16 protein-coding genes and 1 tRNA gene are annotated in these 16,530 nt (G+C 70.6%); 11 read left to right on the top strand and 6 right to left on the bottom strand.

All coding sequences use genetic code 11. The features are described 5' to 3' along the window. The first annotated feature begins 48 nt into the window (after positions 1 to 48). Complete coding sequence (locus ACQCSZ_RS18645) at positions 49 to 636, top strand: copper resistance CopC family protein (protein ID WP_427005157.1); 588 nt, start codon at positions 49 to 51, stop codon at positions 634 to 636. Between the two features lie 59 nt (positions 637 to 695). Here ACQCSZ_RS18645 and ACQCSZ_RS18640 read toward each other — a convergent pair whose 3' ends face one another. Then, entirely contained in the window at positions 696 to 1,319 is a 624-nt protein-coding gene (locus ACQCSZ_RS18640; protein WP_427005156.1) for an FAD-dependent monooxygenase, read from the bottom strand. 485 nt (positions 1,320 to 1,804) lie between these two features. Between ACQCSZ_RS18640 and ACQCSZ_RS18635 the strand changes: the two genes are divergently transcribed. The 6 genes from ACQCSZ_RS18635 to ACQCSZ_RS18610 all read left to right on the top strand — a co-directional run bounded on the left by ACQCSZ_RS18635 (position 1,805) and on the right by ACQCSZ_RS18610 (position 9,575). After that, positions 1,805 to 2,842: a universal stress protein gene (locus tag ACQCSZ_RS18635; RefSeq protein ID WP_427005155.1), complete on the top strand. Its 1,038-nt coding sequence runs from the start codon at positions 1,805 to 1,807 to the stop codon at positions 2,840 to 2,842. Positions 2,843 to 2,896: 54 nt separating this feature from the next. Beyond that, complete coding sequence (locus tag ACQCSZ_RS18630) at positions 2,897 to 5,635, top strand: PEP/pyruvate-binding domain-containing protein (RefSeq protein WP_427005154.1); 2,739 nt, start codon at positions 2,897 to 2,899, stop codon at positions 5,633 to 5,635. After that, positions 5,628 to 6,362 (top strand): hypothetical protein, encoded by a 735-nt coding sequence (locus ACQCSZ_RS18625; RefSeq protein ID WP_427005153.1) that lies wholly within the window; start codon positions 5,628 to 5,630, stop codon positions 6,360 to 6,362. Before ACQCSZ_RS18630 ends, ACQCSZ_RS18625 begins: the two co-directional genes overlap by 8 nt. Positions 6,363 to 6,464: 102 nt before the next feature. Continuing rightward, positions 6,465 to 7,565, top strand: a complete 1,101-nt coding sequence (locus ACQCSZ_RS18620) for a LolA family protein (RefSeq protein WP_427005152.1) — start codon at positions 6,465 to 6,467, stop codon at positions 7,563 to 7,565. A gap of 17 nt (positions 7,566 to 7,582) precedes the next feature. Further along, positions 7,583 to 8,656 (top strand): ABC transporter ATP-binding protein, encoded by a 1,074-nt coding sequence (locus tag ACQCSZ_RS18615; protein WP_427005151.1) that lies wholly within the window; start codon positions 7,583 to 7,585, stop codon positions 8,654 to 8,656. Positions 8,657 to 8,774: 118 nt separating this feature from the next. Continuing rightward, positions 8,775 to 9,575 carry an ABC transporter permease gene (locus ACQCSZ_RS18610; protein ID WP_427008387.1) on the top strand — a complete coding sequence of 267 codons (801 nt, stop codon included), beginning with the start codon at positions 8,775 to 8,777 and terminating at the stop codon, positions 9,573 to 9,575. A gap of 378 nt (positions 9,576 to 9,953) precedes the next feature. Here the strand turns inward: ACQCSZ_RS18610 and ACQCSZ_RS18605 are convergent, their stop codons facing one another. Together ACQCSZ_RS18605 and ACQCSZ_RS18600 are read right to left on the bottom strand one after the other, a co-directional pair. Next, positions 9,954 to 10,874, bottom strand: coding sequence for a cation diffusion facilitator family transporter (locus ACQCSZ_RS18605; protein WP_427005150.1), 921 nt, complete (start codon positions 10,872 to 10,874; stop codon positions 9,954 to 9,956). A 10-nt stretch (positions 10,875 to 10,884) separates the two neighbouring features. Then, positions 10,885 to 11,355, bottom strand: coding sequence for a metallopeptidase family protein (locus tag ACQCSZ_RS18600; RefSeq protein WP_427005149.1), 471 nt, complete (start codon positions 11,353 to 11,355; stop codon positions 10,885 to 10,887). Between the two features lie 246 nt (positions 11,356 to 11,601). Here ACQCSZ_RS18600 and ACQCSZ_RS18595 point away from each other — a divergent pair, with 246 nt between their 5' ends. Together ACQCSZ_RS18595 and ACQCSZ_RS18590 are read left to right on the top strand one after the other, a co-directional pair. Beyond that, the gene (locus ACQCSZ_RS18595; RefSeq protein WP_427005148.1) at positions 11,602 to 11,799 is read left to right on the top strand and encodes a helix-turn-helix transcriptional regulator; all 198 of its coding nucleotides are present in this window, start codon (positions 11,602 to 11,604) and stop codon (positions 11,797 to 11,799) included. Further along, complete coding sequence (locus ACQCSZ_RS18590; protein WP_427005147.1) at positions 11,799 to 12,212, top strand: HipA N-terminal domain-containing protein; 414 nt, start codon at positions 11,799 to 11,801, stop codon at positions 12,210 to 12,212. Before ACQCSZ_RS18595 ends, ACQCSZ_RS18590 begins: the two co-directional genes overlap by 1 nt. A gap of 3 nt (positions 12,213 to 12,215) precedes the next feature. Here ACQCSZ_RS18590 and ACQCSZ_RS18585 read toward each other — a convergent pair whose 3' ends face one another. Then, positions 12,216 to 13,229 (bottom strand): DMT family transporter, encoded by a 1,014-nt coding sequence (locus tag ACQCSZ_RS18585; protein ID WP_427005146.1) that lies wholly within the window; start codon positions 13,227 to 13,229, stop codon positions 12,216 to 12,218. Positions 13,230 to 13,590: 361 nt separating this feature from the next. After that, positions 13,591 to 14,472, bottom strand: a complete 882-nt coding sequence (locus tag ACQCSZ_RS18580; RefSeq protein ID WP_427005145.1) for an ArgP/LysG family DNA-binding transcriptional regulator — start codon at positions 14,470 to 14,472, stop codon at positions 13,591 to 13,593. Between the two features lie 69 nt (positions 14,473 to 14,541). Here ACQCSZ_RS18580 and ACQCSZ_RS18575 point away from each other — a divergent pair, with 69 nt between their 5' ends. Next, on the top strand, positions 14,542 to 15,144 hold the full coding sequence (locus ACQCSZ_RS18575) for a LysE/ArgO family amino acid transporter (protein WP_427005144.1): 603 nt from the start codon (positions 14,542 to 14,544) through the stop codon (positions 15,142 to 15,144). 37 nt (positions 15,145 to 15,181) lie between these two features. On the opposite strand, the gene ACQCSZ_RS18570 is transcribed toward ACQCSZ_RS18575, so the two are convergent. Next, entirely contained in the window at positions 15,182 to 16,201 is a 1,020-nt protein-coding gene (locus tag ACQCSZ_RS18570; protein ID WP_427005143.1) for a PHP domain-containing protein, read from the bottom strand. Between the two features lie 187 nt (positions 16,202 to 16,388). Between ACQCSZ_RS18570 and ACQCSZ_RS18565 the strand changes: the two genes are divergently transcribed. Further along, a tRNA-Glu gene (locus tag ACQCSZ_RS18565) sits at positions 16,389 to 16,461 on the top strand. Positions 16,462 to 16,530: the final 69 nt, after the last annotated feature.

The following is a 16,530-nucleotide window of genomic DNA, read 5'->3' as shown; positions in this document are numbered from 1 at the left end:
CGTTTTCGCTTAGGCTGTAAGGAATCCAACACTAGGAGTAGCTTTTCCATGCGCCCCATCCGACAGCTTCTGAGCGCGCTTCTGGGCGCCGCGGTCCTGGCACTCATCCTGCTCGGCGGCAGCGGACCGGCGGCCGCGCACGACACCGCCGAATCCAGCAGCCCGGCCGCGGGGGCCACCCTGGCAGCCCCGCCGGAGACGGTCTCCGTCACCTTCAACAAGAACCCGCTGGGGATCGGCTCGCACTTCCTGGTCAACGACGCCGCAGGGACCAACTGGGCCGATGGCGGCGTTCAGATCGTCGACAACGTCGCCTCGCAGAAACTCAGGTCCGGCGCCCCGGCCGGGCTGTACACCGTGATGTGGCGGGTGGCCAGCTCCGATGCCCACCCCATCGAGGGCAGCTTCACCTTTACCGCCACAGCAGGCGCAGCAGGCTCGACGGCGGCAGCCGCGGTCCCCACGATGGGCACCGCCCAGCCGGGCACCATCCCCGCGCCGGAGAAGGCGCCGAGCGCCGAACCGTTCCCGTGGAGCCTGGTGATCTTCGTCGGAACGGGCGTGGGAATCCTGGTCGCCCTGGCCCTGATGGCCAGGCGCAGCCTCACCCCGGATGGGGATCAGGCGGACGGCTGAGCCGGCTCACGCCGCTCGGCACAGGCCGACTGGCGGCCGACTGGCGGCCGACTGGCCGCTCAGGCCGGGGCCGCGAGGGCGAAGCCGCCGGGCCGGACCGCCGGAAGTCCGTCGGGGTGGACCTTTGCGGAAATGGCGTGGCCCACTGCTTTGGCCTGGCGCAGGACTTCCTTGGGCGTGGGAGTGATGAGCTGGCCCACGCCTACCAGGTACATCCCGAGGGCATGCATGGCTGCCGTCAGGCTCTGTCCCGCGGCCATGCCCAGTTCGGCGAGCATCCGCCGCAGCTGGCTGTGGGCGCAGCGGGTCACGACGAGGTGGTCGGCCAGGAGGACTCCTCCCGGGGTGCGGACTGCCCACTCTCGCGGACGGGAACCGCTGACGACGGCGTCGAGATGGTCCACAGATTGGGCCCGGATGCCGTGGCGGACATCGAGCTTGTGGCTCGTGGCGTAGTTCCGCAGGTGCCGCAGGATCTCGTTGCGCTCCTGGCGGCACGCGGCGTCCGCGGAGTCGCAGCGCCGGAGGGACGAAGAGTTGGCGGGGTGGCCGGCGCCCAGCAGGTCCAGTCCATCGACAATGATGGAGTCCACGCCGCGGCGTTGCAGCTCGCTGGCCACGGCCAGACCCGAGAGCCCCGTGCCGATGATGACCGCGCTGGTCCGTTCGGTCCCCCCGGACATAGGCAAGCTCGACACTGCAGGGTCCCTCCTCGAATGGGTTCCGGTTGGGGGCAACACCCCGCACGCGTTCCTTTGCCCGGTCCTGACGTTAGCCCGTTCCCGGACCGCGTTCTGAAACTTCAGTCTCGGTTCAGCGGTGACTCGAAGGATACCGGGGTTTCCCTGCCGCGGATAGGGCCGGGGGAGGCATCCGACGGGCCGTGGATTCCCCGTCTTTCCGCGCCATTTCCGGGCCCGCGGAGAGCGGAAAGCCCGGGTCCCTGCCTTGGCTGAACACCGTGTAAACACCGGGTGAATCCTTCGCCGTGCCGCCCGCGGACGCTTCCCGCACGCCTGCTTGCTTGTTTGTGGATAACCGGGAATAGTGAGAAAAACCAGGGGTTTCGCGGTCATTTCGAACTCGCGACGCCGAGTTGGCGCTGCCCGCGGACACGTCTGGCAGAATAGCCGCAACATCAGGCAAGAATCGCGAGGAGGCGGACCCCATGGACCGAGAACAGGTGCATCCGGACCCGGCAGGGGGCGCCGGCGGCGAGTCCGCGGCGCCTCGGGGGATCGTGGTGGGCGTGGACGGCTCGGACCACAGCCATTGCGCCCTGGTGTGGGCCGCCCGGGAAGCCGAGCGCCGGCAGCGCCCGCTCCACATCGTGACCGCCTACTCCGTTCCGATCTTCGCCGCGTCAGGGCTCGACGGCGGCTACGCCACCGTGGACGATTCGGTGATCCGGGAAGGCGCGGAAGCCATCGTGAAACAGGCCATGGACAAGGTCGCCGGCTACAACATCGTTCTCGACGCCTCCGTCGAGAACGGCGATGCTTCCGGCGTGCTGCTGGAAATGACCGAGACCGCAGAGCTCCTCGTGTTCGGCACCCGGGGCCGCGGCGGCTTCGTGGGCCGGCTGCTCGGCTCGGTCAGCAGCGCCCTTCCCGCCCACGCGAAATGCCCCACCGTCACCGTGCCGCTGAGCTGCGCCGACCGCCTGGGCGAAACCACGCAGGACAAGCATGCCAGGGCCGAGCAGGCGAAGTCCGGCCGCCTGCCGGTCGAAAACGTCGTGGTGGTGGGCGTGGACGGCTCCGAGCAGGCCCGCGTGGCCGTGCTGGAGGCGGCAGCCCAGGCGCAGCGGCTCGCGGCGCCGCTGCGGCTGGTCTGCGCCGTGCCCCAATACACCGGCTCGCTGGCCTGGGTGCCCACACCGTTGGACCGCGAGGCGCTCTTTGCCGACATCAAGGTCCAGCTCGACGCCGGTGTGGCCTGGGTGAGGAGCCATTTCCCCGGCCTGACGGTGGAGACGCAGCTCGTGGACGGCTCTCCCGTCGAGATCCTCGTCGAGGCCAGCCGCCACGTGGAGCTCATCGTCGTCGGAACCCGCGGACGCGGGGGATTCACCGGAATGCTACTGGGGTCCACCTCGGACGGCATCCTGCACCATACGAAGGGCCCCGTCATGGTGGTCCCGGACCGGAGTGATCCCCGGCTGGCGGACCGGGCACGCTTCGGGCCCATGCCCGCCGGGGCCTGACTTGGCCTGGAACCCGCATAGCGGCCTGCGCAGACGCTGAAGGGACGGCCGCACGTGGAGCAGCCCAGCACCCCGGGGACGGTCCGGGATGACCTGGTTCTTGCCCTGGACCGGCTCGGCTCGGACATGCTTCCCGCGGCCGGCGGCAAGGCGGCCAACCTGGGCGAACTGGTGCGCGCAGGCCTGCCGGTTCCCGGCGGGTTCTGCCTGACCACGCACGCTTACCGGTCCGCCATGGCTCCCGCGGGGCTCGAGGAAGTCCACAGCGCCCTCGCCGCCTGCACCCCGGATGACCTCCCGGCGCTTGCCGCACTGGCCGCCAAGGCCCGCGGCCTGGTCCTGGCCGCCGGGATCCCTGCCGGGATCGCCGACGCCGTCCGTGCCGCGTATGCGGCGCTGGGACCGGACGCCGCCGTCGCTGTCAGGTCATCAGCCACCGCCGAGGACCTGGCGTTCGCCAGCTTCGCCGGGCAGCAGGACACCTTCCTGAACGTGGTGGGCGTGGAGGCGGTGCTGGCCGCCGTCGGGCAGTGCTGGGCCTCGCTCTGGACGGACCGGGCCGTGACCTACCGTGCCGCGCAGGGGATCGGCCCCTCGACCGTCTCCCTGGCGGTGGTGGTCCAGCGCATGGTGGATGCGGCCGTGGCCGGGGTGCTTTTCACCGCGAACCCGGTGACCGGGCGGCGGCACGAGACGGTCATCGACGCCAGCCCGGGACTGGGCGAGGCGGTGGTTTCCGGGGCCGTCAACCCGGACCACTTTGTGGTGGACGGCGCAACAGGGGCGGTCCTGGAGCGCCGGACCGGGGACAAAGGCCTTCTCATCCGGCCGCTGCCCGGTGGGGGAACGGAACGGGTCGACCGGCCGGCGGGGCGGTTTCAGCCCTGTCTGGACGATGCCCAGCTGGCGGCCCTGGAGCTGCTGGGCCGCCGCGCCGCGCTGCACTTCGGCTCGCCGCAGGACCTCGAATGGGCGATCGACGGCGGGGGCAGGCCGTGGCTGACGCAGTCCAGGCCGGTCACGACGCTCTACCCCCTGCCGGAGAAACCGCCGGCGCACGGCGGGACCCGCGTCTACCTGTGCTTCAGCCTGGCCCAGGGACTGACCCGCCCGCTCACCCCGATGGGCCTGGCCGGCATCCGGCTGATCGCCTCCTCGGTTGCCCGGGGGGCCCATTTTGACGTGCCCGAGCCGCGTGAGGGTCCCGCCCCGTACGCCGAGGCCGGGCAGCGCATCTTCTTCGACCTCACGCCCGTGCTCCGCAGCAGGACCGGCCGCGCGATCGTTCCGCGGGTGTTCGACGTCATGGAGGCCCGGTCCGCCGTCGTGCTGCGCCAGTTGTTCGCCGACCCCCGTTTTTCCGTGACCATCAGGTCCCCGTGGCGGCTGCTCAGGCACGTCGCGCCGGTGGCGGCCCGGTTCCGGGTGCCGGAATCCCTGGTCCGGGCCCTTTTCCGTCCCGAGGCGGCCCTGCTGCGGGCCGGACGCCTGGGCGGGGAGCTCAGGACGGCCCTCGGGGTGCCCGCCGGCGCCACGCCGGCGCAACGGCTGGACCATGCCGAGCGGATCCTGGGCCGGGAGGTCTTTCCGGTGGTCCCCAGAATCCTGCCGCTACCGGCCCTGGGCTTCGCCCTGCTGGCCGTTGCCGGGAAGCTCGTGGGGCGCCGGGTGGAACCGGGGGAGCTGCAGGCCGTCCTGAGGGGACTGCCCCACAACGTGACCACTGAAATGGACCTCGACCTCTGGGCGCTCGCCGCCGCCATCCGCGCCCACCCCGAAGCGGCCGCGGTCTTCGCGAGCCAGCCCTTGACGGAGCTCGTGCGCCGCTACCGCTCGGGTGACCTGCCCGCCGTCGTACAGTCCGGCCTGGCGGGCTTCCTGGGCCGCTACGGCCACCGGGCCGTCGCGGAGATCGACCTCGGGATTCCCCGCTGGTCCGACGACCCCGCGCACCTTCTTGGCGTCCTCGCCAACTACCTGCGGCTGGACGATCCGGCGCTGGCACCGGACAAGCAGTTCAGCAGGGCGGCGCGCGAGGCGGACGCGGCGGTGGAGCGGCTCGTGGCCGCGGCGCGGGAGCGGAGCCGCCTGCGGGGCCGGCTGGTCCGGGCCGCGCTGAAACGGACCCGGATGTTCGCCGGCCTGCGCGAACTGCCGAAGTACCACCTCGTGGAGGCCCTGGCTGCGGCGCGGGCACAACTCGCGGCCGTCGGGTCCGAACTGGCCGCGGCCGGACGCCTCGACACGCGGGACGACGTGTTCTTCCTGGACTTCGCCGAAGCACGCCGGGGGCTGGACGGCGCGCAGTTGCAGGACCTCGTGGCCGGCCGCCGCGAGGCCTACGAGGCCGAACTGGGCCGCCGGCACATCCCCCGGGTGATGCTTTCCGACGGCACGGAGCCCGAGGCGCTCCAGGCCGCAGGCGCCGGCGGCGGCGCAGCCTCTGCGGCGGCGGGGGTCCTGTCCGGCACCCCCGCCTCGGCCGGCACCGTCACGGCGCGGGCCCGCGTCATCCTGGACCCGCAGGGCGCGCACCTGGAGCCCGGCGAAATCCTGGTCGCGCCGTCCACCGACCCCGGCTGGACCCCGCTGTTCCTGACCGCCGGCGGCCTCGTGATGGAGATGGGCGGACCCAACTCGCACGGCGCCGTCGTCGCCCGGGAATACGGGATCCCGGCGGTGGTGGGCGTACCGGACGCCACCGCCAGGATCGTCACCGGAGACAGCATCACGGTCGACGGCGCCGCCGGCACCGTGACGCCGGATGCCCCGCCACGGCAGGGCCATGAGTGAAGGTGGCGGCCCGGTCGCCCGGGCAGGACAGGCAGAGGTCCCGCGGCCGGCCGGAACGCCAACCCAAGGGCGGCCGCCCGCGGACCAGGATTCCTGGCTGCCCGGCGCGGTGGTGCGGCACCCGCTCGCCGCAGGCTGGGCCTGGACCGGATTCTGGGCCGCCCTGATCATTGCCGACGAATTCGTGGACCTGGCGGGCTGGTCCTGGTATGTGCTGGTCGGAATGGCGGCGCTGCCCACCCTGCTCTCCACCGTCGCGCTGCTGCACGCCACACCCCGCAGGCTCCTCAAGCCGCGGAGGGACTCGGTGCTGGGGCATTTCTTCATCCGCTTCCTCGCCCTGATCGCCGCGTTCCTCGTGTGGGGCGTTTCGGTGGTCATGAGCGCCTCGATCTCGACGACCATCCAGTCGCAGGCCGGCGCGTCGGAGCGGGAAGTCACGGCCTTGGGCTTCAACCTCCTGCTGGCAGCGGTTCCCCTGGTGGTGTCCGTGTTGTGGCTGGCCTTCATCATCCGCTGCGCCTGGTTCCTGCGCGGCCTCCGCGGCTGGAAGCAGGATCCGGCGTCGGCCCGGGTGCCGAAGAAGTTCCTGCGTGGCAGGCCCCGGCTCAGGCGCGTCGTGGTGGGCCTGGCGCATCCGGGCCTGCTGCTCGTTGCCGGGCTCGGCACTTCCGTCCTGGCCCTCCTGCTCGGAGCCGTGGATCTGACGCTGAACGTGCTGCGGTAGCCCCCGGCGGAGGGCTGGTGCGGACCGCGTCGAGGCGTACTGTTGAACTATGAGCTGCAATGTTGGAGCGAGTCCTGGAGCAAGTTTTAGGGTGGGGTCATCATGACCCGCAGATGGCTGCGCTGGTTGCCGGCCGCTGCCGTTCCCGCCATGATCGCTGCCGGCGTGCTGACGGGCTCGCTGCCCGCGAGCGCCGGGGATCCCCTGCCGGACAAATCGCCGGAGCAGGTGCTGGCGCTGATCGCCCAGCACCGCGGACAGGCCCTCTCCGGGACCTTGGAGCAGAGTTCCAACGTCGGGCTGCCGGAACTCCCTGCCGGACCCGGTGCAGGCACCGGCGACTCCGCGTGGCTGGAGCTGCTGACCGGACCGCACACCGCCCGGGTCTACCTCGACGGGCCGGACAACGCCCGCATCCAGGTGATGGACCGTCTGGCCGAGCGGAACGCCATCCGGCACGGCAACGAACTCTGGTTCTACAACTCCAAGGACAACACCGCCGCCCACGCCCAGCTGCCTGCCGGTGCGGCAGGGCGCCATCAGGCCGGCAAGGGATTCATGGCGACCCCCGAGGAGCTCGCCGCCAAACTGCTGGCCAAACTCGATGCGAGCACCGACGTAACCGTCAGGTCGGACGATCAGGTGGCCGGACGCCCCGCGTACCAGCTGTTGCTCACCCCCAGGTCCACGGCCACCCTGGTGGCGTCCATCGCGATTGCCGTTGACGGCCAGAGCGGACTGCCGCTGGGCGTTGAGGTGAAGGCACGCGGACAGTCCGATCCCGCCTTCCGGCTCGCCTTCACGAGCCTCAAACTCGAGGCCCCGGACGCCTCCCTCTTCCAGTTCACCCCGCCACCGGGCGCCACCGTCAAGGAGATCCCGGTGCCGGAACACAAGGGCGACGGCACCACGCCGCCGTCGGACACCGGGTCGAAGGACGCCCGCCGGCACAGCGTGATCGGAACCGGGTGGGAATCCGTGATTGAGCTCCAGGCGCCGGCGGGCAAGTCGTCCGCCGGCGCGGCGTTGCCCGGTGAGTCTGCATCCGGAGCCGCCGGGCTGCTCCAGCAGGCCACGGTCCCCGTCTCCGGCGGACGGCTGCTGTCTACTGCGCTGGTGAATGTGCTGATCCTCGACGACGGCCGCATCTTCGCCGGCTCCGTGCCCCTGGAGCGGCTCCAGGCCGCGGCCGCGCAGCGCTGACCGCCCGTGACCGCCGGATGACCCCCGCCGCGCCCGCCGCCGGACTGAGCATCGAGACCACCGGCCTGAGCAAACGCTTCGGCCGCCAGCTGGCTGTCGACGGCGTCGACCTGGCCGTGCCGACAGGCTCGGTCTTCGGATTCCTGGGCCCCAACGGCTCGGGCAAGACCACCACCATCCGGCTCATGCTGGGCCTGGCCGCAGCCACCGGCGGCTCCGTGCGGCTCCTGGGCGAGGAGATGCCGCGCCGGCTGCAGGAGGTGCTGCCCCGGGTGGGCGCCCTCGTCGAGGGGCCCGCGTTCTACCCGTTCCTCTCCGGCGCGGCGAACCTGCAGCGCCTTGACGCCGCGGACCGCCACGTTTCCGCCGCGACCCGCCGGGACCGGGTCCGCTCGGCGCTGGAGCGGGTGGGCCTGGCACACGCGGCGGACAAGAAGGTCCGGGCTTACTCCCTGGGCATGAAGCAGCGGCTGGGGATCGCCAACGCGCTGCTCGCTCCCCGGGAGCTCCTGGTGCTGGACGAGCCCACCAACGGCCTGGATCCGCAGGGCACCCGGGAGGTCCGGAACCTGGTGCGCTCGCTCGCCGCGGACGGCGCCACCGTGTTCGTCTCCAGCCACCTGCTCGCCGAGGTGGAACAGATCTGCACGCACGCGGCCATCATGAGCGCCGGCCGGCTCGTGGCGCAGGGGACCCTGGCGGAACTGCGGCAGGCCGGGCAGGCCAGGATCCGGGTGCTCACCCCCGACCCCGGCACCGCGGCGCAGGTCCTGGCCGGTTTGGGGCTGGTTGTCTCTGCCGAAAACCCTGCCGACCATCCAACCGGAAATCCGGACGGCCGTTCGGCCGGCGGTCCGGGCGGCGGTCCGGCGGGCGGATCCGCCAGCGACGGCGCGGGCGTGGTGCTGTTCGCGCCGCTGCCCGTTTTCGCCCCGGACGGCAGCACGGCCGACGGCGTGCCGGCGCCGGAGGCGGTGGTGGCCGCCCTCGTCGCGGCCGGGGTCCGGGTCCGGGGTTTCGCCACCGAGCAGGTCAGCCTGGAGGAGCGCTTTGTGGCGCTGACGGGGGAGGGGTTCGACGTTGTCCAGTAAGGCCTCCACGCACGCGTCCACGCCGGCTTCCCAGCCCGGGCCCACGCCGGCTCCGAGCGGGCCGTCCCGGGCGGCTGCCGCCGGCGCCTCGGCCCGGCGCCGCCGGTGGGGCGGGGGATTGCTCGCGTCCGAACTGGGGGTGCTGTTCCGCCGCAGCAGGACCTGGGCCATGCTCTGCGCCCTGGCGGCCATTCCGGTCCTGATCGCGGTGGCCGTGCGGTTGTCCTCGGCCGTTCCTGCGGGCCGCGGCCCGGCCTTCCTGGACAGGATCACCCAGAACGGGCTGTTCGTCGGCGTCACGGCCATGCTCGTGTCCGTCCCGCTGTTCCTGCCGCTGACCGTGGGGGTGGTGGCCGGGGACACCATCGCCGGCGAGGCCGGGCTGGGGACCCTGCGGTACCTGCTGGTGGCCCCGGCGGGCCGGATCCGGCTGCTGCTGGTGAAGTACGCCGGCGCGGCCGTCTTCGTCGTCGTGGCCCCGGTGACGGTGGCGCTGGTGGGGGCGGGAATCGGCGCGGCGCTCTTCCCGGTGGGGCCCGTGACGCTGCTCTCCGGCGACACGATCGGGGCGGGCGAGGCCATGGTGCGGCTGCTGCTGATCGCCGCGTACCTTGCCGTGTCGCTGCTGGGGCTCTCGGCGGTCGGCCTCTTTCTGTCCACCCTCACGGACGTGCCGGTGGGGGCGATGGCCGCCACCGTGGTGCTCTCGGTCGTCTCGCAGGTGATGGATGCGCTGCCGCAGCTGGAGTGGCTGCACCCCTGGCTGTTCACGCACTACTGGCTGGACTTCGCCGATCTGCTCCGCCAGCCCGTGGCCTGGGACTCCTTCGCCACGAACGCGGTCCTGCAGGGCGGCTACGTCGCCGTCTTCGGGGCGCTGGCATACGGCAGGTTCGTCACCAAGGACGTGCTTTCGTAGGCCTTGGCCGAATCATACCGACCAATCGGTCACGCCGGTCGGATGTCTTCAGATTCAGAGTCCCTGACGGCATCGATCAAGGTTCGCGATTTCGGCGACGCTTCGTGCCAAAGTATGTCTCGTACCCTAAGTAGCTTCTGCAGATCAGACCATGCGATTTTCCGAAACTGTGTGCGTGGGCGCTGCTTCGAAGCCTCACGCATCCGCGTTAGCCAGGCTGGCTCGTCATCACCTATGACCATGTAGTGAAGCATCCAACAACCGCACTGCGCAGTCAACGGTGCTCGTGCCGTCAAAGGTGACCCGGCTATCGGGCATCGGGCATCGGGCATCCGCAAAGAGTCACTCTCGTCAGGGGTCATATTGGCAAGTTGTCCGTCAGGCGTGCTGGTGGGCCTCATGCTCCGCATGCGTGGCCGGCTCCAGTTGGAACGTGCAGTGTTCGGTGTCGAAATGCGAGCCGAGGCAGCCGCCCAGCCTGTCCAGGATCCGGTCCGCCCCGCGGGCGCCCAGTTCCGCATCCTCCACGACCACATGCGCGGAGAAGACCGGGACCCCCGAGGTGATGGTCCAGATGTGGATGTCGTGGACGGACACCACCCCCTCCACGGCAAGGATGTGTTCCCGGATCATCTGGACGTCCACGCCCTTGGGGGTCGCCTCGAGCAGGACATCCACCACGTCGCGGAGCAGGTGCCAGGCCCGCGGCAGGATCATCAGGGCAATGAGGAGGGAGGCGACGGTGTCCGCGGCCTGGATCCCGGTGACCATGATGACGACCGCCGCGGCGATGACGGCAATGGACCCGAGCAGATCCCCCAGGACCTCCAGGTAGGCGCCCCGCACGTTCAGGCTTTCCTTCTGGGCGCCGCGCAGGATCAGCAGAGACACCAGGTTGGCCACGGCGCCGAGGACGGCGGCGAAGAGCATGACATCGGTCTGTACCTCGGGGGCGGACCCGAGCCGCCGGATGGCCTCCGTGAAGATGATGACCGAGATCACGATGAGGACCAGGGCGTTGGCCAGTGCCGCCAGCACCTCGGCGCGCTGCAGCCCGTACGTGCGCTGGTCACTCGCGGGGCGGGCGGCGATCCAGGCGGCCAGCAGGGCGATGAAGACGCCGGCGGCGTCCGAGAGCATGTGCCCGGCGTCGGCCAGCAGCGCCAGGGAGCCGGACACGAGGGCCCCGATGATCTGGATCAGCACGACGGCGAGGGTGATGCAGAGGACGGCGACCAGGCGTTTGCGGTGTTTGCCGGTGGCGGTGATGCCGTGCGAGTGGCTGTGGTCGTGTCCCATGCCTCTAAGGCTAGCCCCAGCCGAGCTCATGCAGGCGTTCGTCGCTGATGCCGAAGTGGTGCGCGATCTCGTGGACCACCGTGACGGTGACTTCCTCGATCACCTCCTCGCGGGAGGCGCAGATGTCCAGGATGGGCTGGCGGTAGATGGTGATGCGGTCCGGCAGGGAGCCGGCGTCCCACCAGGAGTCCCGTTCGGTCAGCGGTACGCCCTCGTAGAGGCCCAGCAGCACCGTGTCCGCGTCCTCGCCAGGCTGCGGCGTGTAGTCGTCCTCGATGAAGACGGCCACGTTGTTCATGGTCTTCGCCAGTTCCGGCGGGATCCGGTCCAGGGCGTCGCTCACTGCGGACTCGAAGTCGTCTTCCGACATCGGGAACGGCACCGGATCGGCGTCATTCCGGGCATCCGTGCTGTCCTCATCGGGCTCGTCCCGTGGCTCGTCGGGGAGGATCGGCAGGCCTGGCGGCAGCGAAGAGGGCATAGCTGAACTCTAACGGAGCACCGAACAGGAACAGCAGCGAGCGCCTACGATCCGGTGGCCGCCGCCACTCTTGCGACGGATTCATCGATCCTGCCACCGGCAGCATTGTGCCGGTTTGGCCGTCAAGGCCCGCACCAGGACTCTCTGGAGCATAAACCGGCAACATATTGCCGAAACCGCCTCGAATGGCCGAGAATAGGGGGAAGAGCACTAAAAACGGCAATATTTTGCCGATTGGAGAAATTGGTGGGGGACGTAGATTCCATCGGTGCGGCTGTCCGGTCCGCCCGTAAAGAGGCCGGGCTGAAGCAGAGCGATCTGGCGGATCTGTCCGGAGTGTCCGAGCGCACCGTCCGGGCCATCGAGACAGGAGCCGGTAATCCGACGCTGGCCGCCGTCGCCGCCGTCGCCAACGTGCTCGGCCTGCGGGTGGTGGCCGCCTGATGGCAGCTGACCTGCAGCGGCTGCGGTTCCTGCCCGCCGCCGACGTTTACCGGCAGGGAAGACTGGCCGCCCACCTGAGCCGGACCGAAACCGGCGGCACTTCCTTCGCCTACGACCCGGGCTACCTGGCAGCGGGACTCCCCGGCGTGGCCACCACCCTGCCGGCAGGAGACAACGTCGTCGAGACACCGGGAAGCGGCCTGCCCGCCTTCTTTGCGGGACTGCTTCCGGAAGGCCACCGGCTCACCGTCCTGAAGGATGCGGCCAAGACAAGCCTCAACGATGAACTGACGCTGCTCATGGCCGTCGGCGCCGACGTTCCCGGTGACGTGCAGATTGTCCCGGCCGGCGAGACGCCCGCCGAACCGGACCCGCTTGCCGACACCAGTGGCTTATCCGCCATTGTCGGCTAACAATCACGGGCGGGACCGGCGCCGGGTCAGCGCCACGCCCACCAGGCAGATCGCGCCGCCCACGAGACCCCAGATGGTGGGGATTTCGCCGAGCACCAGCCAGGAGATGAGGATCGTGGTGCCGGGCACCAGGTAGGTGGTGGCGGCGAGCCGGCCTGCCTCGATCAGGGACAGCGCATAGGCCCAGGTGGTGAAGGCGATGGCGGTGGGGAAGATGCCGAGGTAGACCAGGCCCAGGGTGGCCGGCAGCGGCGCCGCCTGCAGCTCGGTGAGGAGCCGGCCGCTGAAGGGCAGGCAGCAGAGCACACCGACCATGATGCCGAACCAGGTGGCCTGCGCGGCGGGGAACTTCCGCAGCACCGGCTTCTGCACGATCACGCTCACGGCGGCGAGGGCGGCGGCGAGGAGGCACAGCAGCACGCCGGCCACGTCCGCCGTCGACCGCTGCCCGGACCCGAGCGCGATCACGGCAACCCCGCCGAACGCGACGAGGCTTCCGACGACCAGCCAGCGCGGAAACCCCTCCTTCAGGATCAGGCCGGCCATCACCGCGACGAGGATGGGGTTGACGTTGATCAGCAGGGCGGCGGTGCCGGCGTCCAGGAGATGCTCAGCGGCATTGAGGGCCACGTTGTAGCCGCCGAACCACATCACGCCGTACGCCAGGATGGGCCACCATTCGCGGCCCCGGGGCAGCACCCGGTGTTTCTGGAGCTGTGGCAGCACCACGAGCCCCAGTGCGACGGCGGCAATCGCCAGCCGGCCAAGGGTCAGGGGGCCGGGGGAGAAGCTGGGGCCCACGGCCCGGATGCCGACGAACGCGGAGGCCCAGAGCACCACCGTGACGACGACGGCGGCGAGGCCCAGCCGGCTGATCCGGCCGGGCAGGCCGGGGCGGGTCGGCGGGACGGGGATGTTGCGCCGGGCCGGGGCGGCAGGATCCGGCGGCACCTCGCGGGTGCGCTCCGGCTGCACGCTTTCGGGGCGGGGAGGGCCTGTTTCGGCGCTTGTTGGCATGGTGCCAATCTAGTCTTTCCGGTGCCGCGGCGGCTGGCGGAAATCGGTCATTTCTAGCTCAGTTCCTGCCACGGGAGCGGGCCGCAATTCCGGGAGGGCATGCCCATTCCTCGCGCCCGGGAGTGGACATAAGGGGATCATGTCCACCGGCGGTCCCCGGCGCGGGGCATGTCCTGTGGGCGCGGTGAGCCCGGTGGCTCCAGCGGGAGGGCATGCCCATTCCTCGCGCCCGGGACTGGACATAAGGGGATCATGTCCACCGGCGGTCCCCGGCGTGGGGCATGTCCCGTGCGGGATCATGTCCACCGGCGGTCCCCGGCGTGGGGCATGTCCCGTGCGAACGGTGAGCCTCCGGCAGACTTCAGTAAAGCACGCGCGCCGCCGCCTGGATGGCTGCCGCAACCTCGTCCAGGGCCGCGGATCCGTGCCGCCATTGCTGCCAGTGGAGGGGCACGTCGACGTGGGCCCGGGGCGTCAGGACCGTCAGCCGCGCCCGCTGCAGGTCTTCCGCGATTTCGATCTCCGGGACCAGCCCCCATCCCATGCCCAGCCGGATCGCGGCGCCGAATTCGTGGGCGGCGGGCACGTAGTGCCGGGGCGGCTGGAGCGGCCGGCGGCTGAACCTGCGCAGGAAACGGTCCTGCAGGTCGTCCTTGCGGTCGTAGGTGATCACCGGCGCCTGCGCGAGCGTTTCCGCCGTGACCCCGCCGCCGAGCCACAGCCCGGCGAACTCCGGGGTGCAGACGGGGAGGTAGCGCATAACGCCCAGCCGGCGGGCCGTACAGCCCGGCGCCGGCTTGGCGGTAGCGGTGATGGCCCCGGCCGCGGCGCCGCTGCGGAGGAGGTCCAGGGAGTAATCCTGGTCCTCGCGCAGGATTTCCAGCTGGACCGTGTCCGCCACGGCGGCCAGGGCAGGCAGCGCCCAGGTGTGCAGCGAATCGCTGTTGACCACCAGGGTGAGGCGGGCTCTTGCATGCGGAATTCCGGGCTGCAGTTCCTCCGCCAGGTCGGCGGAGAGCATCTCGAGCTGGCGGGCGAAGCGCACCACGGCCTGCCCGGATTCGGTGAGTTCGAGGGGCCGGGTCCTGCGCAGCACCGGCCGGCCGACGGCGGCTTCCAGCGCCCGGACGCGCTGGCTGACGGCGGACGCCGTCACCGACAGCTGGCGGGCGGCGGCGTCGAAACTGCCGTGGGCGAGGATCGCCGCCAGGGTGCGGGCCTGCTCAGGATGAACGTCAATCATTAGGTCATCTTATGATGACCAAAAAACTTTAACTGGTTTCATGGTGGTGGTCGGCTTAGCGTGGGGCGCGTGATCTTCTCCCTCGTTTCAGGCCTCGCCACGGGACTGTCGCTCATCGTCGCCATCGGGGCGCAGAACGCGTTCGTGCTCCGCCAGGGCATCCGGCGCTCGCATGTCGCGCTGGTTGTTGCCGTGTGCGCGGCGTCGGACCTCGTGCTGATCGGGTTCGGCGTGGCAGGGCTCGGCGTAGTCATTGAACGGGCGCCGGCAGTGCTCCACGCCGTCCGGTGGGCGGGTGCCGCGTTCCTCTTGGCCTACGGAGTCCTGGCCGCGCGGCGCGCCATCCGCGGCGGACAGCCGGCCCAGGCCGCTGCCCGGCCAGCCGGAAGCCGGGCAGCGGCGCTGGGCACCTGCCTTGCCTTGACCTGGCTGAACCCCCACGTCTACCTCGACACCGTCTTGCTCCTGGGATCCCTCGCAGCTGCCCACGGCGAGACGGGGCGGTGGTGGTTTGCCGCCGGCGCCGGACTGGCGAGCATCGGCTGGTTCACCGCCCTCGGCGTCGGCGCGCGTTTCCTGGGTCCGCTGTTCCGGCGCCGGAGCGCCTGGCGCCTGCTCGACGGCGGCACCTCCCTTGTCATGGTCACCCTCGCCGCGCTGCTCGTCACCTGAGCGGCGCTCCGCAGCGCGTTTCCGGGCGGCGCCGTCCTCAGCGGTTGCGGATGGACCATGCCAGGAGCCGGTCCACCGGCCACGTGGTGACGATCCGCTCCGCGGGGATGCCGTTCAGCGCCGCGCGTTCGGCCCCGTACTGGAGGAAATCCAGCTGGCCGGGTGCGTGCGCGTCGCTGTCGACGCTGAACAGGCAGCCGGCATCCAGGGCGCGCTGGATGAGGTCGTCCGGCGGGTCCTGGCGTTCCGGCCGGGAATTGATCTCGACCGCCACCCCGTTTTCCGCACACGCCGCGAACACGCGCCCGGCGTCGAATTCCGAGCGGGGACGCGTCCCGCGTGACCCTTGGACCAGGCGGCCCGTGCAGTGGCCAAGCACATTTGTATGCGGATTCCCCACGGCGGCCAGCATCCGTCCGGTCATGGTCCGGCTGTCGGAGCGGAGCCTGGAGTGCACGCTCGCCACCACGATGTCGAGGCGGTCCAGCATCTCCGCCGGCTGGTCCAGGGACCCGTCCTCGAGGATGTCCACCTCGATGCCGGCCAGAATCCGGAGATCCGCGCGGCCGGCGTCGATCCGTGCCACTTCGTCCAGCTGTTCCTCCAGCCGCCCGGCGCTCAGGCCGTTGGCGATCCTGAGCGAGGGGGAGTGGTCGGTGACCGCGAGATATTCACGGCCCAGCATTTCGGCGGCGTCGGCCATGAGCCCAATCGGCGAACCGCCGTCGGACCAGTCGCTGTGCGTGTGGAGGTCCCCGCGCAGGACGGCCAGCAGGGCGCGGCCACCCTGGGCCAGGGGTTCGGAGCCACGCCGTCGGAGGTCGAGGAGGTAGCCGGGAACGTCCCCCGCCACGGCCTGCCCGATGACCTCGGACGTTCTGTCGCCGATTCCCTTCATCCGTTTGAGCCGGGCGTCGCGGGTCCGCTCCGCGAGGTCCGTAGGATCGAGGCCGCTGATGATCCCGGCAGCCTTCCTGAACGCCTGGACCTTGAAGGTGGCTGCGTCCCCGCGTTCGAGCCAGAAAGCGATCTCATTGAGGGCAGCGACGGCGTCCATCTGTCCATCATCCGTCCCCGGGGGCGTGCGCTGTCCAGCGGTTTTCGTGCGGCGCGCCAGCTCATTTTGGAGAATCGGCAGGTTGGCCCTTATAGTTTTATAGGTCCAGTTCGGAGCAACTCGAAAGGACAAAAACGAACGGCTTCGGCCCTTTATTTTTGCCCATGATGAGCCGAATTGAGTTCTGGCCCCCATCGTCTAGCGGCCTAGGACACCGCCCTTTCACGGCGGCGGCACGGGTTCGAATCCCGTTGGGGGTACGCAAGGAAGTGGTCAAACCGGATGTGAAAGTCTGGTAGGCTAAGAGCCTTGAAAAATTGCGGTAGCGA

Source organism: Pseudarthrobacter sp. H2, assembly GCF_050157045.1.
In the GTDB taxonomy this organism is placed as follows: Bacteria; Actinomycetota; Actinomycetes; order Actinomycetales; family Micrococcaceae; genus Arthrobacter.
Note: the sequence above shows the minus strand (reverse complement) of the source record. Positions and strands in the feature narration are given on the sequence as shown.